Genomic DNA, 21,167 nt, shown 5'->3' on the forward strand with positions numbered 1-21,167 from the left:
AAAAATTTACCTACTAGGTTGGTCGATCAGTTCTTTTTGGTACTGCGTGTAGTGCTGCGCGTGGCGGTTCTTTTAGCCGCCGTTTTGGTGGCCACCTTGGCCGCGCTTTTAGTGGCTGCTTTCGCGGACGGTTTTACGGTCCTGGCCGCGGCCGGAGCACTGGTTTTGGCAGAAGTATGGGCATTGGCAGCCGCCGGTTTAGCGGGCTTTGACGAACCAGCCGCTTTAGCCTTGCTTGCCTGCTGACGATAGTTTTCCACCTGCTGCATCGAGGCAGCGGTAGCCGTGGCCATGGCATCAAACTGCTGTTGCAACATGTTCCACCAGGCTTGGGCAGCGGGATTGCCTGCACCTGCGTCGGCGTCCTGCTGAGCGCCAGGCTGTTTCTCGCCGGGGCTGTTCTGGCTGGCAGCCGCTTCAGACTGGGGCGGCGAGGACGGTGACGGCATGGATGCAGGCTGCGCCGCCGTGTGCGAACCAGTCTCAGGTGGGCAGGCCTGCGCCTTGGCCTCTGCCACACTGCTCGCTACTCCCGCCGCTCCCGCAGCCAGAGGATTAAAAGCCATGAAGGCCTCAAAGGGATTTTTCCCGCCAGCCGCCTGCGTCCCTTGCTGGGCCATGGTCTTGATGGCCGCCAGGGTGGAGCGCTGAATCTCCAGGCCCTGAATGGTGGTGCTCAACATGGACAGGTTTAACTGCAACCAGCTTTCCACGGCACGCAAGTCACGAATGCGGCGGTCCAGATCATCGGGGGACAGACTCGGCATCATGCCAGAGCTCACGTCACCTGCCCCACCGCCTGCCATGTTTTTCCAGGCTTGGGCCATCATGTCCATGCTACGTAGCAAGGGGTTGTTGCTGCCGCCCAGGGCATTGAAATCAGGTATACCAAAAGGATTCGGGTTCATGCTTAGCTCCCATGGGGTTGATGGCTGCCCGGCGTATCCCAGGCTCAGGCCAGCTGTTCCAGATGCTGCTTGATGCTGTCAATCAGCACCACTTGCGCTTCCAGGGTGAACATGTCTGCTTCTATCATTTGCCAGGCTTCATCCAGCGTCAATAAGCGAAATTCACTAACCTCGCCGTCCATATTGCAGGGCCGTACCTCGTCAGCCAGCACGCAGTCACTGACCAGGGCATTTTCCACCTGATAGCCTTCAGGCAGCCGACGGTGCATGCGCAAGGACACACGCAAAGGGCTGCTATGGGCCAGCACCGACTCTGGCAAACCAGCCTCTTCGTAGCTTTCACGAATCAGGGATGACTGCAGCGACTCTCCACTGACCGCCAGTCCGCCCACCAGCGTATCCCACATGTTCGGGTCTGTGGATTTGGTTGGGGAACGGCGCGCGGCCCAGATACGGCCATCCGTGGACCAGCCATTCAAATGCACTGCCTGCGTGAGAAACCCCAAGGGCCGCACCGCACCACGCTCAATACGGGACAGGCATTGCCCTTCACCGACCACATCCAGCAGCTCATCACGCCAGGCCCGGATGCAGCCGCCTTCCTGCAAACGCAAGGCAACCTGATCCAGGACCTGAGCCAGGCTCAGGTCCTGGCTCGGGCAATCGCTCAGACGCAAGACATCCTCTTCAATCGTCACCCCCGGCAGGGGCTCGATGCAATGGGCGGCCTTGGGCGTGATCCAGCCGGCAACACGCCCGTCAACCGTGACTGGGCGGCTGCCCGGCGGGGGCAGTTGTTGCAGCTGACTGGTCAGGCTGAGCATGCGCTGTCGCAGGGCCTGAGTAAGCGATCGGTTTTGGAACAAAGTCATAGTCGGCGATTGTAATTCAAGCCTTGACCCATTACGGCTTTTGTAGCGTTTAGTCCAACCTTGTCTTCTAGGGACATACCCTGCCCTTGAAGGCTAAAGCAAGTTCTATATAATTTCCGTGAACAGATAAGCGACTAAAAACTTCGAGCGGGCCAGCACTTAGCTGCTACAAGCCCGCCACTGCAACACCGCAGTTTCTTCCAGCGTTGGATTTTTCGGAGCGTTGACGCAGCCGAACCCCGGTTTGGCATGGCAACACCAAAAGAGGGACAACAATGAAGATGTGGAGAAGTTTATTTGCTCTGACCGCCTGTTCGATGGCAGGTCCTAGCCTGGCTCAGACCACCAATATGGAAGGTGGACCCCGTGTCAATCAGCTCAATTTGCCCAATGGGGTCACCCCCATAGCCCAGGACATCGCCTGGCTGCACTGGATGATGCTGATTATCTGTACCATCATCTTCATTGGCGTGTTCGGCGTGATGTTCTACTCCATCATCCGGCACCGCAAGTCCAAGGGCGCCATTGCGGCACGCTTTCACGAGCATCTGGGTGTCGAGGTTGCCTGGACAGTCATTCCCTTTTTGATTGTGATCGGCATGGCCCTGCCCGCCACCAAAACCGTGGTGGCCATGAAAGACACCAGCAGTGCGGATCTGACCGTCAAGGTCACCGGCTATCAGTGGAAATGGGGCTACGAATATCTGGACGGCCCAGCCAGCGGCGTCAAATACCTGTCCAACCTGTCCACCCCCCGTGCCCAGATCGAAGGACGCGAGCCCATCGGGCCCAACTATTTGATGGAAGTAGACAAGCCCCTGGTCGTTCCTGTGAACAAGAAAGTGCGTGTCATGCTGACCGCAGAAGACGTCATTCACTCGTGGATGGTGCCCGAATTCGGTGTCAAGCAAGACGCCATTCCCGGCTTTTTGCGTGATACCTGGTTCCGTGCAGACAAGGTGGGTATTTACCGTGGCCAATGTGCCGAGCTGTGCGGCAAGGACCACGCCTATATGCCCATCGTCGTGCAAGTGATGGAGCAGGATGATTACAACCGGTGGGCCAAAGAGCAGACCGACCTGCTCACCGCCCAGGCCGATGACCCCAACAAGGACTGGAGCAAAGACGAGCTGATCGAACGTGGTCAACAAGTCTTTGCGCAAAACTGCGTCGCGTGTCACCAGGCCAATGGCAAAGGCGTACCCGGCACCTTCCCGGCGTTGGAGGGCAACACGAAGTTTGTGCTCGCTCCCATGAAAGGTCAGATAGACACCGTGCTCAATGGCCATCCCGGCACGGCCATGGCTGCCTTTCGCGATCAGCTCAATGATGTGCAGATTGCCGCGGTCATCACCTACACACGCAACGCCTGGGGCAACGCAGACAAAGGACCGGACCCTGTCGTCACGCCCGCCGACGTCAAGGCACAGCGCTGATTTAGCGCCCGTCGCCCATCACACCATCAATCTATCCCTGACTACGGCCAGGGGGAGTGCAGCAAGGAGTCAAGCATGAGTAGCGTCACCGTCGACCATGTAGCGAACCCGAGCGGACATGAGGATCACCATCATGCCCATGCCACCCCTAGCGGCTGGCGTCGCTGGTTATTCGCCACCAACCACAAAGACATCGGGACCATGTACCTGATCTTCTCGTTTGTGATGTTGCTCGAAGGCGGCGTGCTGGCTCTGCTGCTGCGGACCGAACTATTTCAGCCCGGTCTCCAGTTTTTCCGGCCCGAGCTGTTCAATCAGTTCACCACCATGCACGGCCTGATCATGATTTTCGGCGCGATCATGCCGGCCTTTGTGGGCTTTGCCAACTGGATGATTCCGCTGCAAATTGGTGCTTCGGATATGGCCTTTGCCCGCATGAACAACTTCAGCTTCTGGCTTTTGCCAGTCGGCGCGATCCTGTTCACTGCTTCATTCTTTGTACCTGGCGGCGCCCCGGCCGGCGGCTGGACCATGTATGCCCCCCTGTCCTTGCAAATGGGTCCAGGCATGGACTTCACCATTTTTGCAGTCCACATTCTGGGGGCATCGTCCATCATGGGGGCCATCAATATTGTGGTGACGGTCCTGAACATGCGCGCCCCCGGCATGACCCTGATGAAAATGCCGCTGTTTTGCTGGACCTGGCTAATTACCGCTTATCTGCTGATTGCCGTCATGCCCGTACTGGCCGCAGCCGTGACCATGCTGCTGACCGATCGCCACTTTGGCACCCATTTCTTTAACGCGGCCGGCGGCGGCGACCCGGTTCTTTACCAGCACATCTTCTGGTTCTTTGGCCACCCCGAGGTCTACATCATGATCTTGCCGGCCTTCGGGATTGTGTCGGCCATTGTTCCAGCCTTCTCGCGCAAACCCTTGTTCGGCTATGCCTCCATGGTGTATGCCACGGCCGCCATCGCCATCTTGTCGTTCCTGGTGTGGGCTCACCACATGTTCACCACCGGAATGCCCGTGACCGGGCAACTGTATTTCATGTACGCCACTATGTTGATCTCCATCCCTACCGGAGTGAAGATCTTTAACTGGGTGGCTACCATGTGGCGTGGCTCGCTGTCCTTTGAAACGCCCATGCTGTTTGCCATCGGCTTTATCTTCGTGTTCACGATTGGCGGTTTTACAGGCCTGATCCTGGCCGTGGCGCCGATTGATATTGCGGTCCACGACACCTATTACGTAGTGGCACATTTTCACTATGTGCTGGTTGCCGGATCGCTGTTTGCCTTGTTTGGCGGCGCCTACTACTGGCTGCCCAAGTGGACGGGCCGCATGTACAACGAACGCCTGGGCAAGATTCATTTCTGGTCCACCATGATCTCGTTCAACGTGACCTTCTTTCCCATGCATTTTCTGGGTCTGGCGGGCATGCCGCGTCGTTATGTGGACTACGCTGGCCAATTCACGGACTTTCACCAGATTGCCACCATTGGCGCCTTCTGGTTTGGGCTGTCGCAACTGCTGCTGATCTACATCGTGATTCAGGCAGCTCGCGGCAAAGGCGAAGCGGCCAGTGCCAAGCCCTGGGAAGGCGCGGAGGGGCTGGAGTGGACCGTTCCCTCGCCCGCACCGCATCACACGTTTGAAATCCCCCCTGTCGTCAAATGAGCCGGAGGAACGCCCTATGACTCCCGAACAACGCCGTCGCAACCGCCGTCTGGGACTGCTCCTGGCTGCGTTCGTCATTGCCATCATGGCCTGGACCTTTCTGAAAGGCAGTCAATTTTTAGGACAGTGATATGGATGACGATTTTCGGGACCTCACACGGCGCAAACTCAGCTTTTTCCAGACCTTGAAAGCCATTGCCTGGGGTTTTTTTGGAGTCCGTCGTGGTCGCGACCATGAACAGGACATTGCCAAGATCAATCCGGTCTATCTGATTATTGCCGCCTTGATCGCCACGGTTGTTTTCGTTGTGGGCCTGATTATGGTGGCCCGCTGGTTCATTGGTCAGGCCAGCTGAACCCTGGCCGAAGACGGCGCCCCCCGGGCACCTGACCCGAAGGAGAACACTATGCATGTCGAGACTACGGCTCACCCGTCCAAGGCGCCGTATTACTACGTCCCCGGCTTGTCGGGACATCCGGTACGCGCCAGTCTTTCTCTGTGCCTGACACTACTGGGGGCGGCGACCTGGATCAATGACTGGCCAGGTGGCTTCTGGGTGTTTCTGGTCGGGATTCTCAGCTTCTTGCTGGTCCTGTATTTCTGGTTCAGTGATGCCATACGCGAATCTGAAACTGGCCTGAACAGTGCCCGTGTCGATGTCTCCTACCGCTGGAGCATGTCTTGGTTCATCTTTTCAGAAGTCATGTTTTTTGCGGCTTTTTTCGGGGCTCTTTGGTATACCCGTGAAATTGCCACCCCCCTGTTAAGTGACCTGGACCACCGCGCCCTGCTCTGGCCCGACTTCACGGGCACCTGGCCCAACCAGGGCCCGGCAGGCACCATTGCCCCCTTTCAGACCGTAGGCCCACTGTGGCTGCCCACCATCAACACGACCCTGCTGCTGACCTCGGGCGTAACGCTGACCATTGCTCATCATGCCTTGCGTGCCAGCAAGCGCAGCAGCGCGATTTTCTGGTTGTTCATGACCGTTACCCTAGGGGTTGCGTTTGTGGCCTGCCAGGCATACGAATACCTGCACGCCTACGCTGAGCTGAACCTGAAGTTCACCTCCGGCGCCTACGGGGCCTTGTTCTACATGTTGACGGGCTTTCACGGGTTTCACGTGATTATCGGCGCCACCATGCTAACGGTGATGCTGATACGGTTGATACGCGGTCACTTTACTGCCGAGCATCATTTTGGCTTTGAGGGTGCCGCCTGGTACTGGCACTTTGTGGACGTGGTCTGGCTGGGTCTGTATCTGTACGTGTACTGGTTCTAGCAATGCATGCACCAGGCCTGTCTGTACGGGCCTGGTTTGTTCTTTCAAGCCAAGGGTACGCCAGTGCTTTCAATCCAGCCCAGATAATGGGCCAGCAAGACAAACAGGAACAGGGCCACGGACAAACCCACACGCCAGGTCAGGGCATAAGCCATACGACTGGAATTGCCCCGGTCCCGCATCAGGTACACCAAGGCAGACCCCAACGAAACAATAATCCCCAGAAACACGATCAGGACTAGCACACGCATTACGTCTCCCCCGCTTCAGGTTGAATGGATGTCCAGCAACAATTCTCGTTCTTCTTCGACTCGACCCCTGCTTGCCCTGCTCTGTCTGGGTTTGCTGATGCTGCTGTTCATGAACCTGGGACGCTGGCAATTGAGCCGCGCACAGGAGCGTCAAAACCTGGCACAACAAATCGCTCAAGGCCGCCAGCAACCCCCTTTGCACATCGATTCCAAAGCCAGCCTGGACAAAGGCGCTTTGTGGCAGTCGGTCGCCGTGCACGGCTCCTGGCGCAGTGAGTTAACTGTACTCCTGGATAATCGCAATTTCAAAGGTAAGCCGGGCTACTGGGTGGCGACTCCTTTTGTACTGGATGAAGGCGATCTGACGGGCTCCAGTCTGCTGGTGCTACGCGGATGGCTGCCGCGCGAACCTGGTCAAGCCCCCGAGGTCCCACCTGCCCCCACTGGCTCCCAAACCATTGTCGGCGAACTGCTGGAACGAGTGCCGCGTCTGTTCGAATTGGGCAACAGCCCCCTGCCCGAGCAGTTGCCCACCTCGTCGCGCACACCACCTGTCGTGCAAAACCTGAGCCTGGAGCAGTTGCGCAGCCGCATTGACGTGCCGTTGCTGCCGCGTGTACTGGCCCAGACCGCGCCCGCCTCCTCGCTGCAAACCCAGTGGCCCGACCCCAATATCGATTTTGAGAAAAACCGCGGCTACGCCCTGCAATGGTTCGGCTTTGCCCTGATTGCCCTGTGTGCCTGGATCGGTGTAGCGTGGAAATGGCTGCGACGCTCCAGGCCCCATTTCGCCTCTACAAGGAAGACCTGACGTGGACACGACTCAAGCCCCTGCCCGCCCGCGTTCCCTGATTCCGCTGTACCTGCTGCTGGCGGTCAGCCTGGCACCCGTGCTGTTTGCACTGGCCGCCTATTACATTCCGGCCTTGGGACTGCGACCCGCTGAAAGCAATGCCTATGGTCAGTTGATCGAGCCACAACGCAGCGTGCCTGCGCAAGCCTTATTGCCGCTGCAGACGCTGGATGGTCAGGCCTTTGATCTGCAATCGCTGCGCGGCCGCTGGGTGCTGGTCAGTGCCGATGAAAGCGCCTGTCCCGAAAGTTGCGTGCGCAAGCTGTTCATCCTGCGCAACTCCCACGCCAGCCAGGGCAAGAACGTGGATCGCCTGGCCCGCGTCTGGTTTGTGACCGACTCCGGCCAACCCTCCGAGCAAATTCTGGAGGCTTATAAAGGCACCCACATGCTGCGGGCCGACCCACAGCAACTGGCCCCGTTTCTGGCACCTGGCGCCCCAGGCCAGGCCCCCGAGCAAGCCGTCAAAAACGGCATGTGGATCATCGACCCCAATGGCAACCTGATGATGGCCTTTCCCGGTGATGCCGACCCACTCAAGGTTCGTACCGATATACGCAAACTGCTGAACAATTCACGCATCGGATAAACGCATGACCGATATCCGCCATCGCTACCGCAAGCTGGTCTACCTGACCTGGTTCCTGACCCTGGACCTGATCATGTTCGGCGCCTTTGTGCGCCTGACCGATTCCGGCCTGGGCTGCCCGGACTGGCCTGGCTGCTATGGCAAGCTCACGCCGCTGGGCGCAGGTGCACATATCGAACAAGCTTATCAAGCCATGCCCTATGGCCCAGTCAGCTGGGGCAAGGCGTGGATCGAGATGATTCACCGTTATGTGGGCGCGGCCTTGGGCATGCTGATTATTGCCATCGTCTGGATGGCTTGGCGACATCGTCACGCCCTGGGGCACTCCGCCCGGCTGGCTCTGTTCACCTTGCTGGCGGTGTGCGTGCAAGGAGCATTTGGCGCCTGGACGGTTACCCACAAGCTAATGCCCCTTATCGTCACCACCCATTTGCTGGGCGGCATGAGCGTACTGGCCTTGATGACCTGGCTGGCTGCCCGCGAGAATCCTGGCCCACCTGTCTTGTCGTCCACCCGTCGTTGGCGACCCTGGCTGATCGGTGCCTTTCTCCTTCTGACCATTCAGATTGGGCTGGGCGGCTGGGTCAGCACCAATTACGCGGCACTGGCCTGCATGGACTTTCCGCAATGCCACGGCCAATGGATTCCCGACATGGACCTGCACGGCGGATTTTCACTGTTTCGTGCGCTGGGCGAGCTGCCATCCGGTGAAATGATTTCCCAGGCCGCACTGACTGCCATTCACTGGGTTCATCGCAATATGGCCTTTCTTGTCTTTCTGGTTCTGGGATCGGTCGCCTGGAAATTGCGCGCCGATCCTGTCTTGCGTCGCCCCGCCACCGGGGTGCTGTTGCTCTTGCTGGCCCAGCTCGTCACGGGGTTAACCACGATCTTTTTTCAATGGCCTCTTTTGATTGCCGTCCTGCATAATGGGGGAGCTGCCGGTCTCGTTTTATGCTGCGTCACCCTGTTGGTACGGCTTTCCCGCAAGTCGACTGTCCCCCAAGGAATACAGTATGACAAACACCGCCACCCTGGCTCCCGCCTCGCTCCTGCGCCAATATCTGGTACTGACTAAACCGCGCGTCACCCAGTTGGCTGTTTTCTGTGCCGTTATCGGCATGTTTCTGGCTGCTCCCGGCCTGCCCGATCCCGGCACAGTCGTAGCCGGCACACTGGGCATATGGATGTTGGCTGCCGCCGCCTTTGCCATCAACTGCCTGATCGAAAGCCAGATTGATGCCCGCATGCTGCGCACTGCCCGTCGCGGTACTGCCCGCGGCACCATTACCCCACCTCAAGTCCTAGCCATGTCCGGTTTGCTGGGTGGCATAGGCATGCTGGTGCTGTATTACTGGGTGAATCCGCTGACCATGTGGCTGACCTTGGCCACCTTCATCGGTTACGCGGTGATTTATACCGTGATCCTCAAACCCCTGACCCCACAAAACATCGTGATCGGCGGTTTGTCCGGTGCCATGCCCCCCGCTCTGGGGTGGGCAGCGATTGCCAACGCCGTACCGGCAGAAGCCTGGCTGCTGGTGCTGATTATCTTCATCTGGACGCCCCCCCACTTCTGGGCATTGGCCTTGTATCGCCAGCACGACTACCAGCGTTCGGGGCTGCCCATGCTGCCCGTCACCCACGGCAAGACTTTTACGACGCTGCATGTGCTGCTCTACAGCTACATCCTGATGGCCTCCAGCCTGCTGCCCTTCGTCATCCGCATGAGCGGCGTGCTGTATCTGGTGGCTGCCATCGTGCTGGGCGCACGTTTCATTCAATATGCCCATCAACTGCACCGCAACTACAGCGATGAACTGTCCCGCAAGCTGTTCCGCTTCTCCATTATTTATCTGGCGGTTCTGTTTGGGGCCTTGCTGATAGATCATTGGGTGCGGCTTATTTAACCGTCCGCCAAAAAAACGGGTCACAGCAGACCCGTTTTTTTTCGACTAGGCTTCTACTGTCCGTTCCCAATCAGGTGGCAAGGGCGGGCCCACAAAGTTTTCTGCCTCGCTCAAGGCATGCGCCAAACCAAACAAGGGTGGCAATTCTTCGTGCTGACGCTGGCCGGACTCGAATTCCTGCCAGACCTGATACGCGCGTTGGCGCTGTCGCACCACGGCCTCGATCTTTTCACTGAAGATGGGATCTTTGCCACGCAAGGTATCGAAATCACGCTCGGTCAGCATCAGCAGGCGGCTATAGCCCAGGGAGCGCACTTCACCAACGTGGTCGCTGTGCTCCACAACATTGACCTCACCAATCGTCTGCCCTGTCCCCAGTTCCACCAGGCTGCCATCAGGCAAGGTCAACTCCAGCGCCCCGGACGCCACAAAGAACATGGCACGCATGCCGCCATAGCGCAAATGGATCTTTTGATCTGGCAGCGCCAGACGTGGACGCAAGCGTCGAGCCAGCTCTTTTTTGGCTTGCTCGGAGATGCCGTCGAACATGGGCACCTGCGCAATCAGCTCCATGGCGCTCATGGTCATGTCCAGAGTGGGACGCTCATCCAGATAGCGCCAGCGTTGCGTAATCTGTTTGACCAGATCCGCATACATCTCGCTGGTAATCAGGGAATGCGACAGCATGGTGCGATAGTGCGCCCGCTCTTGCGAGGCTGCCACACGCGCCAGATAGGATTCCTGCAACCATTGCGCAAACACCGGGTATTGCAGGGTCAGGGAGTGCAGGGCCTCTTCCAGCTGAGACAAACGTAACTTATGGGCCTGCACAATCGTACCGGTCGCCTGTTTCCCCAATAAGGGCGCCAATTCAGTCTCGGCAAAACGAATCAGACGCTGCGCAACCGAGCGTTTGGCGATCAGATTGGAGAAGCGTTTATCCAGTTCGCGTACCAGCCAGCCTTGCAAACCAAACAGATAATGCAGACGCAAAGCGGTACGAAAACCACGCGAATAGCGCAGGTCTGTTGCAATCGCCGCCTCAAAACCGGCCAAACCGGCCAGCCTCACTGTATCGTTCATGCGTTCGGCCCGGCTCAATAGGGCCTCGGCTGTTTTCCAATCCACGATCTGCGATTTCAGCAGCTCGTAAAACAGCTCCACCTCGCGGGCCGATAAAATCGCCATGCCCATTTTGATTTTCTGTGCCTCGGTCAGGCTTTGAATCTGGCCCGACGCCACACCGGCCTGACTGGCCTCAAAAACCGTACAAAGGCGCTCGATCACTTGTGGCTTGATCTGCTCTTGCCGACCCAGTTCCTCGGTCTTGTCGCGCAGCTCTTCCAGCGCCAGACTCACCGCCTGATCGCGCAAATGGCGCTCCAGCGGTGTCAACTGATTCAAACCCAAACGACGAATCAAGGGCCGCAAGCTGATCCCGTTCACAAACAGGGTCAGCAGCACAAAGCCCGTGGTGGCCACACCGATGAACTGGCGCACATCATGCGGAATGGCGTGTTGTTCCGTAACCGCCAAGGCCAGCGCCAGGGAGACTGCTCCGCGCAGCCCGCCCCATAAAATCACCACCCGGTAAGGTCGACTGACCCGAGTGCCAAAGCGAGTACGGCCCAACAGAGGCAGCACGCCAAACACCATCGCAGCACGTGCCAGAAGCGTCACCCCAAACAGCAATACAACCAGACCAATCTGCATCCAGGTGATTTCTGCCATCAGGCGCGGAATCAACATGGCGGCGAACAGAAAGATCAGGGAATTGGCCAGAAACCCCATCTGGGTCCAGGAGCTGCTTAACAGTTCGAAAGTCGCGGGCGACATGCGGGTGCGACCCGTGGAACCCACCACCAAACCGGAAATGACGGTAGCGACCACTCCCGACACACCCAGATAGTGTTCGGATACAAAAAAGGCCAGGTAAGCCAAGGCAATGGTCAGGGTTACTTCAGCAGCGGGCCAACCCCGCAAGAGCACAAACAGACCACTGGCCAGCCGTCCCATTAAGAAGCCCGAGATCCCCCCACCCAGAAAACTGAACAGGAAGCTGCCCAGCACCGTACTACCACTTAACTCACCACCTCCGGTCAGCACCGCCAGCAGCACGGAATACAGAGCAATGGAAGCGGCGTCGTTAAACAGGGCCTCCCCTTCGACCAGCGTGGACAACCGTTTGGGTGCGCCCACTTCACGGAAGATGCCCACCACGGCGACAGGGTCTGTCGTGGCCACAATCGCGCCCAACATCAAACAGACTACCAGTCCATAAGACGACGCCGCGTTCAAGGCGTAACCCACGGCAAAGGTACAGACCACCACGGCCACAATTGCCATCATCAAAATGGCACCGATATCATCGAGCAAGCGGCGCAAGTTCATGGCCAGCGATGTCTCGAACAACAAGATGGGCAAAAAGGCGTATAGAAAAGTCTCGGACGAGATGTCGAAGGCCTGCAGGGTATTGAGAAAGTCCGACACCATCTTGGGCGCCCAGGCATGCAAATGCAGCAGGATGCCCAGCGCAAAGCCGATCAAGGCCAGTAGTACGGAATACGGTAGTCGCAGGCGTCCAGCCAAAGGCGGCATAAAGGCGACCAATCCCAACAGGCCTGCCAGTCCAAAAACAAACTGCCCAATGTGCATCGCGACATCCTTTGTCATCGGCATTGACCCGATTGGCATGTGCCTACGCATTCAGACATGGGCAAGCCAGATCGGCACGGAAAATCCCCCCGCTTTCCGCAGGAATCAGAATAGCGCTTTTTCCCCGGCCCACAGCCGCCAAATTATCTTTTTCTCGCAAAATTTACGTTTTTTGGCCTGTGCCGGGGCACACACTCATCCGTAAAGCGGCAACTCAAAACCTGCGCCAGCGCAAATTCGCCCCTGACATAACTGGTTATACTTTCGCATCATGAGTTTTCCGCGCTCCTTCCTCGCCGCCCATGCCTGGCCCCATCGACTGGGCCTGTGTCTGTTGCTGCTGGCTGTGGTGTTGCGCGGAGTCGTGCCAACCGGCTATATGCCTAAACAGGGCGATCAAGGCTATGCCCTGGCCTTTTGTCTGCCTTCCGGACAGAGCCTGCCACCTGAAATGGCGCAACACTGGGCCGCCCTGTTAGGCGAGGACGCCACAGCGCACTCCGATCAGGCCACCACCAGCGCCACCTGCCCATTCTGCGTCATGCTGCAAGCGGCTCTGACACCCGCGCCTGTCGCGCTCGTGACGCCCTTGAGCCTGGGCCATTTCCGGCCCTTGTTGCTTCCGGCACTCCACCCGGCCCTGGCCCAAACCTTTATTCGCGGCCCACCCGTGGGGCCACGCGCTCCTCCCTTCCTTCTTCCTGCCTGATTCCTCGCGTTCGGCGCTGCCGCTACGCTTTCTCTGCCCTGCAGCTCTCGACCAAGCGGGTATGCCGCTGGACGATGGCTGCGCTTTGGAATTTAGTCATGAAGAACCTAGTAAGCCCCGGCCTGATCCGCGCCGGTGTTCTGGCCTGCCTGCCCTCTATGGCCCTGGCCCAAGCCACCGTTATTGATCAACTGAGCCCCATTGTGGTGACAGGTGTGGCCCCCGAGTCGCCCCTGCAATTTAGTACCAACCCCAAGCTGCCCCGCCTGCCCTTGCCGGCCAGCGACGGCACCGACTACCTGAAAACAATTCCGGGTTTTGCCGCCATCCGCAATGGCGGCAGCAATGGTGATCCAGTACTGCGCGGCATGTTTGGTTCGCGTCTGAACATACTGACCAACGGCAGCGCCATGCCCGGTGCCTGCCCGTCCCGGATGGATGCGCCTACCTCCTACATTTCGCCCCAGTCCTTTGATGAGCTGACCATCATCAAAGGCCCACAAAGCGTACGCTGGGGGCCGGGCGCTTCTGCCGGAACGATACGTTTCGAGCGCACAGCACCCGGTTTCACCGAGAACGATGCCACGCTGGAAGCCAGCCTGCTAGGCGGGTCGGCAGGACGCCACGCCGGAAACGTGGATTTCGCGGCCGGCAATGCCTCTTACTATGCCCGCCTGACCGCCAACCAGGACCGCGCGCAGGACTACAAGGATGGGGACGGCGAGCGCGTCCCCTCACGCTGGAAAAAATGGAATACCGATGTCGCCATTGGGCTGACACCCGATAGCGACACTTTACTGGAGCTTAGCGCCGGTACGGGCGACGGGTATGCCCGCTACGCAGGACGTGGCATGGACGGCACGAAGTTCAAGCGCGAAAACCTGGGGCTACGCTTCAAGAAAGAGATGCAGGAAGGGGCTGTGCGCCAGGTGGAGGCCCAGCTCTACTACAACTACGCCGATCACGTTATGGACAACTATGAGCTGCGCCCCTTCAAACCCAGCGCTGGCATGTCCATGCCCATGGCCTCCAATGTGGATCGCCTGACCTGGGGCGGACGCATCAGTGTGGATTGGGCGTTACGCGACGATTTGACCCTGACGACCGGTACCGATGTGATGCGCAGCCGCCATCGCAAGCGCAGCGGTATGGGTATGCAGGATTACCGTGATCAGGATTGGATAAAAGATGCGGAGTTCGACAATATCGGCCTCTTTACCGAGGCGCGTTGGGATCTGAACGATAACAGTCGTCTGATTGGTGGCGCACGTCTGGACTGGGCCAGCGCCCGGGACCTGCGTCCCAGTCTGGGCAGCGGCATGATGAGCAAGCCCAACCCCGGTGCCAACGAACGTCGCAAAGAAACCCTGCCCAGCGCCTTTATACGTATTGAGCATGATCTGCCAAGCCTGCCCTTGAGCCTGTACGCCGGTATCGGCCATGTACAGCGCATGCCAGACTACTGGGAGCTCATTTCTCCAGCCAGCGGCCCACAGGGAAGTCCCAGCGCCTTCCTGGGCATTCAACCAGAAAAAACCACGCAACTGGATATTGGCGCACAGTACAAGGATGACACGGTCTCGGCCTGGGCCTCAGCTTACCTCGGCCAGATTCAGGACTACATCCTGTTCGACTACCTGCCTGGCGGCATGATGGGCAGAAAAACGCAGGCTCGCAACGTCAATGCTCGTATTATGGGTGGCGAATTGGGTGCCGACTGGAAAGTCTCCCCCAGTTGGACGCTGGGCAGCAGCCTGGCCTATGCCTGGGGCAGCAACCGCACAGACAGTCGGGCTCTGCCACAAATGCCCCCTCTGGATCTGCGTTTAACGGCGGACTATGTACACGGCCCTTGGTCTGCAGGCGGTATCTGGCGCATTGTGGCCAAGCAGACGCGCTACGCTCAAGATCAGGGAAATGTGGTTGGTTATGACTTCGGGCCTACCGGAGGATTTAGCACGGTGTCGCTGTACGGAGGCTACAAAATCAACCGTAATCTGTCCCTGACAGCCGGTGTCGACAATCTGTTCAACAAAACCTATGGTGAACACTTGAATCTGGCCGGTAACAGCGGTTTTGGCTTTGGCGCCGCCACGCGCTTTAATGACCCTGGCCGCACCCTCTGGCTACGCGCAGCCCTGTCCTTCTGAGCCTTCCGTATAAGCCCTATCCGGGTCTGACCGACCCGGCTGGGCAAACGGCAGCAGCATCAGGACAAAAAAAGGGACACCTGGTCGGTGTCCCGTAAACATCCGCTTCAAAAGGGAGGGGAAGAGGAGAAGCCGAAGCGGACGTGCAAATGCCGATATGCGTAGGTGGCAAAAATCAGCAAATGTATTGTTTAGTCCGCGAAGATCAGCGTAAGTTCAGCCCTTTTCCCTGAAAAGTTGTAACTCTTTAAAACGGCTTACACGGCAGCAGACAGCGCCACGCGCAGCTTTTTGAACGCGGCCACTTCAATCTGACGGATACGCTCGGCCGACACGCCAAACTCAGCAGCCAGATCGTGCAAAGTGGCACCGCCATCATCCTGCAACCAGCGTGCGCGCACAATCCGCTGCGAACGCTCGTCCAACGTGTCGATCGCCTCTTCCAGGCCACTGCCTTCCAACATGTCCTGAGCGCGGCGCTCCAGCACGCGGCTCGGCTCCTCGTGTCCTTCATCGGACAGATAGGAAATAGGCGCGAAATTGTCATCATCGTCGTTGGTCGGGGCCTCCAGAGCCATATCGTGACCCGACAGGCGCACTTCCATCTCGCTGACGTCCTGTGGGCGCACGTCCAACTCACGCGCAATCGCATCGACCTGCGCGGTATCCAAGGTTTGTCCGTCCGGACGCATACGACGCAGGTTGAAAAACAGTTTGCGTTGGGCTTTGGTCGTGGCCACTTTCACCATGCGCCAGTTGCGCACGACGTATTCATGAATCTCGGCCTTGATCCAATGCACGGCAAACGACACCAAACGCACCCCGCGATCGGGATCAAAGCGCTTGACGGCTTTCATCAGGCCCACATTGCCCTCCTGGATCAGGTCGGCATGGGGCAATCCATAACCCAGATATTGACGGGCAATGGAGACCACCAGACGCAGGTGCGACAAAATCAATTCACGCGCGGCATCCAGATCATCCTGGTCGCGCAGGCGCTGACCCAGCTCGGTTTCGCGCTCGGCGCTGAGCATGGGCAGGCGGTTAACGGCAGAGATATACGCTTCGATCGTCCCCAGTGCGCCTGGATTAGACACGGCGGCGACCAGTTCATTACCAGACGCCAGGGCCAAAGCGTTCGCTTGTTGTGTCATGGAAAATCCTTAAAAAGTCAGCCGGCGAGAACACTGAGCAAGGCTCTCAAACCGCGGAAAACGCATTTCATCAATGATTGAGTTTAGCACTCGATGCTCTGGAGTGCTAAAAATTTCAGATACAGGAATAAGAGCGTCGCAGCAAGAAAAAGTTCACTCTTTAGCGTCAAACTGCAATAAATCGGTGGGCAGAACGCCACAAACAAGCTGAAAACCGTGGCAGCCTGAGAGTAACGCCTTTACGCCCACATGAAAACAACAAAGTGCGACCTGGTTTATCCGCCAATCACAGGCGCTCGGCGTGAAAGTCCAGGTGGTCCTGAATGAAGGTCGAAATGAAGTAGTAGCCGTGGTCATAGCCTTCGTGGCGACGCAAGGTCAAAGGCTGCTTGGCCTGTTCACAGGCCTGCTCAAAGACGTCCGGATACAGTTGCTCGGCCAGAAAGCCATCGCTCAAGCCCTGGTCCACCAAAATACCAGCCGGATAAGGGGTGCTGCGCTTGCTCATCAAGGCACTGGCGTCGTGCTGCTCCCAGGCCTGACGGTCCTGACCGAGATAGGCACCGAAGGCTTTTTCGCCCCACGGACAACGGCTGGGGGCCGCAATAGGAGCGAAAGCCGATACAGAGCGATATTTACCGGGATGGCGCAGGGCCAAGGTCAAGGCACCATGGCCCCCCATGGAGTGGCCAAAAATACCCACACGACTGGCATCGCCGGGCAAGAGGGTCGTGACCAGATCAAAGAGCTCCTGGCTCACATAGCTTTCCATGCGGTAATGCGTGCTCCAGCCAGGTTCTGTGGCATCCAGATAGAAACCGGCCCCGGTTCCCAGGTCCCAGCCATCGTTCTCTCCTTCCACGCCAGCGCCACGCGGGCTGGTGTCGGGAGCAACGAGCATGATGCCGTGCTCGGCAGCATAGCGCTGGGCACCGGCCTTGATCATGAAGGTTTCTTCTGTGCAGGTCAGCCCAGCCAGGAAAAACAGGACAGGCACACGGCCTTGGCCGACGGCCTCGGCCAGATTGGTCGCACCCTTTTGGGCATGGGCCTGCAACTGAGGCGGCAGGTACACAGAAAAACGCATGGGCAAACCGATCGTCTGCGACGCGTGTTGGTAGTAGCGCTGCCAACCATTAAAACAGCGATGTTCGTTAAGCAGTTCCAGTGTCTGAGTCATAGCCCCCTCGTGTTCTCAATAGCAAATCCGGCCCAGGATCAGTGAAAGCACCCGAAGACCTCCCACCGCTCCTGGACCGGGATAAAGGGTGCGGGCGCACGCCTGCCCCCTCATGACGATCGCAATCAGTACATCACCACCGAACGAATGGACTTGCCTGCGTTCATCAGGTCAAAGCCTTCATTGATACGCTCCAGCGGCAAGGTGTGGGTGATCAGGTCGTCGATATTGATCTTGCCATCCATGTACCAGTCCACAATCTTGGGGACATCGGTACGACCACGAGCGCCGCCAAATGCAGAGCCTTTCCATTCACGGCCCGTCACCAGTTGGAACGGACGGGTAGCGATTTCAGCGCCGGCCTCGGCTACGCCGATAATGATGGACTGGCCCCAACCGCGGTGACAGCATTCCAGGGCTTGGCGCATGACCTTGGTGTTGCCGATACATTCAAACGAATAATCCGCACCGCCATCAGTCAGCTGAATAATGTGGTCCACCACGTTTTCAACGTCATTGGGGTTCACAAAATCCGTCATGCCGAACTGGCGGGCCATGGCTTCGCGCTCGGGATTGATATCCACACCAATGATCTTGTCCGCACCCACCATCTTGGCGCCCTGGATCACGTTCAGGCCAATCCCGCCCAAACCAAACACCACCACGTTGGCGCCCGCTTCCACCTTGGCAGTAAACAGGACAGCGCCCAGGCCGGTGGTCACGCCACAGCCGATGTAGCACACCTTGTCGAACGGAGCATCACTACGGATCTTGGCCAGCGCAATTTCAGGCACCACGATATGGTTGGCGAAGGTCGATGTGCCCATGTAATGGTGAACCGGTTTGCCGCCGATGGAGAAACGCGAGGTGCCATCGGGCATCAAACCCTTGCCCTGGGTAGAGCGAATGGCTGTACACAGATTGGTCTTGCGCGACAGGCAGGATTTGCACTGACGACATTCGGGCGTGTACAGGGGGATTACATGATCGCCAGGGCGCAGGCTGGTGACACCCGCGCCGACATCCAACACCACGCCTGCACCTTCATGGCCCAAAATGGCGGGAAACAAACCTTCCGGGTCAGCGCCCGACAGGGTGTAGTAATCAGTATGGCAAATGCCTGTCGCCTTGATCTCGACCAACACTTCGCCTGCTTTGGGGCCTGCCAGATCGACCTCTTCAATCGTTAGCGGCGCGCCCGCTTTCCAGGCAACAGCTGCACGTGTTTTCATGTGGTCCACCCTCCGGGTAAAAGTAATTATGGTTACGGTCAACTCGGTCCTTCGGGACCAAACTATTAAAGTATAAGAAATATTTTATAAGGCGCGGCCTGTCGGCCGACTCCTTGTATGGGTAAAGCCCCGCCTGAGCAAAGCCGCACCGACCTCAGTACAAGGACGATTTGCCCGTCAAGAGCACACCCAGACGCAACATACCATATGCCAGATAATCGACCAGCCTGCTCAGCCAACCCAGACGCTGATAGTGTTCCTGATGAACCCGCGTGGCATTGTGCTCGATTTCGTATTCCAGCTTGGCCTGCAAATCCCGGGTGAACGGCGCATCCTGAATCAGGACATTGGCCTCACGCGCCAGCAACAGGCTGAACGGGTCCAGATTGGATGAGCCCACCATGGAGTAATCATCAATGACCGCCACTTTGGCGTGCAAGTAACTGGCCTTGTACTCGTACAGCTCAATGCCGTGGTCCAGCAACTGTCCGTACATAAATCTACAGGCCCGATATTGCAGAAAATACTCGGCATGACCTTGCAGCAACAAACGCACCCGCACGCCCCGCTGTGCCGTCTGCTCAATGCGTCGCCGCAGGCTGCGGCCCGGGAAAAAGTAAGCATTGGCCAAAATCACCTGTTGCTGCGCCTTGCCCAGCAGGTGCAAGTAAGCCTGCTCAATCTGCTGACGATAGCGCACATTATCCCGCAGCAACAAGGTGGCCCGGACCCCCTCGAACACCTCTCCGGCCTGCTGCGCTTTCTTGCGAGCCTGACGCCGTTTGCGCCACTCGCGCCAAGTGGTGAAGCGTTGCGTAAAACTGTCCCAGTCCTTGCGTCTGCGCCAGGCCATGCGCAGCCACAAGGCCTGTTGGGCGCGCACCATATCATCGACGATCGGCCCCTCGCAGCGCACGGCAAAATCAAAACGTGGCCTGCCCTTCCCATCGATTAGCGGCACCTCATCAAAATCATCCAGGATATTGATGCCGCCCACAAAACCAATGCGCTCATCAACCACCAGCATCTTGCGGTGCAACCGGCGCAAACGTCGTAGGGATAGACGCGGCTCCCGCCATCCTTTGGGCTTGGGTCGGTAAATTCGATAACGCGCTCGCATGGCCTTTAACTGCTCAGCGATCTGCAAGGCATAGACATCACTGCCAAAGCCGTCGATCACCACACGCACGCGTACCCCTCGCTCACAGGCCCGACGCAAGGCGTCCAGAACACTGTGACCGCTATCATCCAGGTTGAAGATATAGGTTTCCAGATGCAGGCGCTTGGTGGCCTGATCGATCGCCTGACAAATAGCCGGAAAAAACTCCTGCCCATTTTGCAGCAAGGTGATCTGATTACCATCGTGCCAAAGTGGATCGCGCTTCAGACTCGGCATGTTTGCAAGGCCTATGCGTTAAGAAACCACTGAACGGCAAAGCTCCTTCAGGGCAGCTCCAGCTCAGTCAGGATAGGGGCATGATCAGACAACTGCTTCCAGGGGTCCCCCACCAGCACACGGGCATTACGGACCGCGAAACCACGCTGATAAACCCGATCCAGTCGTAGCCAGGGGAATGCCGCTGGGAACGTGCGGGGAGGAGGCGTCATGCGCGCTGCGCCGTTCACACCCAGTTGTATGCCCTGCTCAGGCACCACCAACCCGCTTTTACGCCGGGTACGCAGCCACTTGATGGGCTGGCGCAAGCGGAAACGGTTATCAACCTGTCCGCGAGGCGAGAAAGAAAACACTTCGTACAGGTTCAATTGCTGCACAAAAATCGGGGCCAGCCGGTTATTCCAGTCATTGAAGTCGCCCGCAATCAGCAACGGCTCATCGGCCGGGACAATGCGCTTGATGCGATCGAGCAGCGCCTGCACCTGACGAACCCGGCCACTGTTAAACAGTCCCAGGTGGACCACAATGCAGTGCACCGGGCGGCCATCAATATCAATGACCGCATGGAGTAGACCACGCTGCTCCATGCGGTGATCCGAAATATCCTGGTTTTCATACTGCAGGATAGGAAAACGCGATAGCAAGGCATTGCCGTGGTCCGTATACGGACGAACCACATTGCAGCCATAGGCCGTATTCATGCGCAAGGCCGCAGCCAAAGACTCATGCTGGGCGTCCAGACTGCTTTGCAGCTGGTTGCGCCCCTGCACTTCCTGCAAAAACAGCAAGTCGGGAGACAGTCCGTACAGTCCCAGGCGCAAATCCGCCAAGGACTCTCGTTTGCCAGAAGCCGAGCGTCCTTTGTGAATGTTGTAGCTGACTACCCGAATCACTGACACGCCGTCC

General features: G+C 58.1%; 20 protein-coding genes. 11 read left to right on the top strand and 9 right to left on the bottom strand.

The features are described from left to right. Positions 1-26 precede the first annotated feature (26 nt). The gene (locus V6936_RS13190) at positions 27-908 is read right to left on the bottom strand and encodes a PhaM family polyhydroxyalkanoate granule multifunctional regulatory protein (RefSeq protein ID WP_336579982.1); all 882 of its coding nucleotides are present in this window, start codon (positions 906-908) and stop codon (positions 27-29) included. Positions 909-952: 44 nt separating this feature from the next. Continuing rightward, positions 953-1,780 carry an NUDIX hydrolase gene (locus V6936_RS13195; RefSeq protein ID WP_336579983.1) on the bottom strand — a complete coding sequence of 276 codons (828 nt, stop codon included), beginning with the start codon at positions 1,778-1,780 and terminating at the stop codon, positions 953-955. 275 nt (positions 1,781-2,055) lie between these two features. Between V6936_RS13195 and coxB the strand changes: the two genes are divergently transcribed. The 5 genes from coxB to V6936_RS13220 all read left to right on the top strand — a co-directional run bounded on the left by coxB (position 2,056) and on the right by V6936_RS13220 (position 6,182). Then, positions 2,056-3,216, top strand: coding sequence for a cytochrome c oxidase subunit II (gene coxB / locus V6936_RS13200; protein WP_301606100.1), 1,161 nt, complete (start codon positions 2,056-2,058; stop codon positions 3,214-3,216). A gap of 75 nt (positions 3,217-3,291) precedes the next feature. Next, positions 3,292-4,899, top strand: a complete 1,608-nt coding sequence (gene ctaD / locus V6936_RS13205; RefSeq protein WP_003805154.1) for a cytochrome c oxidase subunit I — start codon at positions 3,292-3,294, stop codon at positions 4,897-4,899. A gap of 16 nt (positions 4,900-4,915) precedes the next feature. Then, the gene (locus tag V6936_RS13210) at positions 4,916-5,029 is read left to right on the top strand and encodes a cytochrome oxidase small assembly protein (RefSeq protein WP_219235321.1); all 114 of its coding nucleotides are present in this window, start codon (positions 4,916-4,918) and stop codon (positions 5,027-5,029) included. A gap of 1 nt (position 5,030) precedes the next feature. Continuing rightward, a complete protein-coding gene (locus tag V6936_RS13215; RefSeq protein WP_003805158.1) occupies positions 5,031-5,255 on the top strand; it encodes a DUF2970 domain-containing protein in 225 nt (74 codons plus the stop codon). 51 nt (positions 5,256-5,306) lie between these two features. Continuing rightward, positions 5,307-6,182: a cytochrome c oxidase subunit 3 gene (locus tag V6936_RS13220; RefSeq protein ID WP_003805159.1), complete on the top strand. Its 876-nt coding sequence runs from the start codon at positions 5,307-5,309 to the stop codon at positions 6,180-6,182. Between the two features lie 44 nt (positions 6,183-6,226). Here the strand turns inward: V6936_RS13220 and V6936_RS13225 are convergent, their stop codons facing one another. Beyond that, on the bottom strand, positions 6,227-6,433 hold the full coding sequence (locus V6936_RS13225) for a twin transmembrane helix small protein (RefSeq protein WP_003805161.1): 207 nt from the start codon (positions 6,431-6,433) through the stop codon (positions 6,227-6,229). Between the two features lie 28 nt (positions 6,434-6,461). Between V6936_RS13225 and V6936_RS13230 the strand changes: the two genes are divergently transcribed. Genes V6936_RS13230 through cyoE form a run of 4 tightly spaced genes read left to right on the top strand, consistent with a single transcriptional unit; the run spans position 6,462 to position 9,785 of the window. After that, complete coding sequence (locus V6936_RS13230) at positions 6,462-7,244, top strand: SURF1 family protein (RefSeq protein WP_336579985.1); 783 nt, start codon at positions 6,462-6,464, stop codon at positions 7,242-7,244. Position 7,245: 1 nt separating this feature from the next. Beyond that, positions 7,246-7,875 carry an SCO family protein gene (locus tag V6936_RS13235; protein WP_336579986.1) on the top strand — a complete coding sequence of 210 codons (630 nt, stop codon included), beginning with the start codon at positions 7,246-7,248 and terminating at the stop codon, positions 7,873-7,875. A 4-nt stretch (positions 7,876-7,879) separates the two neighbouring features. Then, the gene (locus V6936_RS13240; protein ID WP_336579987.1) at positions 7,880-8,953 is read left to right on the top strand and encodes a COX15/CtaA family protein; all 1,074 of its coding nucleotides are present in this window, start codon (positions 7,880-7,882) and stop codon (positions 8,951-8,953) included. After that, entirely contained in the window at positions 8,892-9,785 is an 894-nt protein-coding gene (gene cyoE / locus V6936_RS13245; protein WP_059318100.1) for a heme o synthase, read from the top strand. Before V6936_RS13240 ends, cyoE begins: the two co-directional genes overlap by 62 nt. Before the next feature lie 45 nt (positions 9,786-9,830). Here cyoE and V6936_RS13250 read toward each other — a convergent pair whose 3' ends face one another. Beyond that, positions 9,831-12,440, bottom strand: a complete 2,610-nt coding sequence (locus V6936_RS13250) for a cation:proton antiporter (RefSeq protein ID WP_059318099.1) — start codon at positions 12,438-12,440, stop codon at positions 9,831-9,833. Positions 12,441-12,711: 271 nt separating this feature from the next. Between V6936_RS13250 and V6936_RS13255 the strand changes: the two genes are divergently transcribed. After that, positions 12,712-13,149: a DUF2946 family protein gene (locus V6936_RS13255; RefSeq protein ID WP_003805177.1), complete on the top strand. Its 438-nt coding sequence runs from the start codon at positions 12,712-12,714 to the stop codon at positions 13,147-13,149. 98 nt (positions 13,150-13,247) lie between these two features. Then, positions 13,248-15,299: a TonB-dependent copper receptor gene (locus V6936_RS13260; RefSeq protein ID WP_336579989.1), complete on the top strand. Its 2,052-nt coding sequence runs from the start codon at positions 13,248-13,250 to the stop codon at positions 15,297-15,299. Between the two features lie 257 nt (positions 15,300-15,556). On the opposite strand, the gene rpoH is transcribed toward V6936_RS13260, so the two are convergent. The 5 genes from rpoH to V6936_RS13285 all read right to left on the bottom strand — a co-directional run bounded on the left by rpoH (position 15,557) and on the right by V6936_RS13285 (position 21,160). Further along, the gene (gene rpoH, locus V6936_RS13265) at positions 15,557-16,453 is read right to left on the bottom strand and encodes an RNA polymerase sigma factor RpoH (protein WP_003805180.1); all 897 of its coding nucleotides are present in this window, start codon (positions 16,451-16,453) and stop codon (positions 15,557-15,559) included. Positions 16,454-16,739: 286 nt separating this feature from the next. After that, positions 16,740-17,633: an S-formylglutathione hydrolase gene (fghA, locus tag V6936_RS13270; protein ID WP_003805182.1), complete on the bottom strand. Its 894-nt coding sequence runs from the start codon at positions 17,631-17,633 to the stop codon at positions 16,740-16,742. Between the two features lie 125 nt (positions 17,634-17,758). Continuing rightward, complete coding sequence (locus V6936_RS13275) at positions 17,759-18,865, bottom strand: S-(hydroxymethyl)glutathione dehydrogenase/class III alcohol dehydrogenase (protein ID WP_003805184.1); 1,107 nt, start codon at positions 18,863-18,865, stop codon at positions 17,759-17,761. A gap of 154 nt (positions 18,866-19,019) precedes the next feature. Continuing rightward, positions 19,020-20,261 carry a cardiolipin synthase ClsB gene (gene clsB, locus V6936_RS13280; protein WP_003805185.1) on the bottom strand — a complete coding sequence of 414 codons (1,242 nt, stop codon included), beginning with the start codon at positions 20,259-20,261 and terminating at the stop codon, positions 19,020-19,022. A gap of 47 nt (positions 20,262-20,308) precedes the next feature. Beyond that, a complete protein-coding gene (locus V6936_RS13285; protein ID WP_003805186.1) occupies positions 20,309-21,160 on the bottom strand; it encodes an endonuclease/exonuclease/phosphatase family protein in 852 nt (283 codons plus the stop codon). Positions 21,161-21,167: the final 7 nt, after the last annotated feature.

Origin of the sequence: Alcaligenes sp. CHO6, assembly GCF_037120595.1 — a bacterium.
In the GTDB taxonomy this organism is placed as follows: domain Bacteria; phylum Pseudomonadota; class Gammaproteobacteria; order Burkholderiales; family Burkholderiaceae_B; genus Alcaligenes; species Alcaligenes ammonioxydans.

Excerpts from the sequence above, each read along its gene's own strand:
- V6936_RS13190 (WP_336579982.1), bottom strand. The coding sequence starts at position 908 with ATGAACCCGAATCCTTTTGGTATACCTGATTTCAATGCCCTGGGCGGC.
- V6936_RS13195 (WP_336579983.1), bottom strand. The coding sequence starts at position 1,780 with ATGACTTTGTTCCAAAACCGATCGCTTACTCAGGCCCTGCGACAGCGC.
- coxB (WP_301606100.1), top strand. The coding sequence starts at position 2,056 with ATGAAGATGTGGAGAAGTTTATTTGCTCTGACCGCCTGTTCGATGGCA.
- ctaD (WP_003805154.1), top strand. The coding sequence starts at position 3,292 with ATGAGTAGCGTCACCGTCGACCATGTAGCGAACCCGAGCGGACATGAG.
- V6936_RS13210 (WP_219235321.1), top strand. The coding sequence starts at position 4,916 with ATGACTCCCGAACAACGCCGTCGCAACCGCCGTCTGGGACTGCTCCTG.
- V6936_RS13215 (WP_003805158.1), top strand. The coding sequence starts at position 5,031 with ATGGATGACGATTTTCGGGACCTCACACGGCGCAAACTCAGCTTTTTC.
- V6936_RS13220 (WP_003805159.1), top strand. The coding sequence starts at position 5,307 with ATGCATGTCGAGACTACGGCTCACCCGTCCAAGGCGCCGTATTACTAC.
- V6936_RS13225 (WP_003805161.1), bottom strand. The coding sequence starts at position 6,433 with ATGCGTGTGCTAGTCCTGATCGTGTTTCTGGGGATTATTGTTTCGTTG.
- V6936_RS13230 (WP_336579985.1), top strand. The coding sequence starts at position 6,462 with ATGTCCAGCAACAATTCTCGTTCTTCTTCGACTCGACCCCTGCTTGCC.
- V6936_RS13240 (WP_336579987.1), top strand. The coding sequence starts at position 7,880 with ATGACCGATATCCGCCATCGCTACCGCAAGCTGGTCTACCTGACCTGG.
- cyoE (WP_059318100.1), top strand. The coding sequence starts at position 8,892 with ATGACAAACACCGCCACCCTGGCTCCCGCCTCGCTCCTGCGCCAATAT.
- V6936_RS13250 (WP_059318099.1), bottom strand. The coding sequence starts at position 12,440 with ATGCACATTGGGCAGTTTGTTTTTGGACTGGCAGGCCTGTTGGGATTG.
- V6936_RS13255 (WP_003805177.1), top strand. The coding sequence starts at position 12,712 with ATGAGTTTTCCGCGCTCCTTCCTCGCCGCCCATGCCTGGCCCCATCGA.
- V6936_RS13260 (WP_336579989.1), top strand. The coding sequence starts at position 13,248 with ATGAAGAACCTAGTAAGCCCCGGCCTGATCCGCGCCGGTGTTCTGGCC.
- rpoH (WP_003805180.1), bottom strand. The coding sequence starts at position 16,453 with ATGACACAACAAGCGAACGCTTTGGCCCTGGCGTCTGGTAATGAACTG.
- fghA (WP_003805182.1), bottom strand. The coding sequence starts at position 17,633 with ATGACTCAGACACTGGAACTGCTTAACGAACATCGCTGTTTTAATGGT.
- V6936_RS13275 (WP_003805184.1), bottom strand. The coding sequence starts at position 18,865 with ATGAAAACACGTGCAGCTGTTGCCTGGAAAGCGGGCGCGCCGCTAACG.
- clsB (WP_003805185.1), bottom strand. The coding sequence starts at position 20,261 with ATGCCGAGTCTGAAGCGCGATCCACTTTGGCACGATGGTAATCAGATC.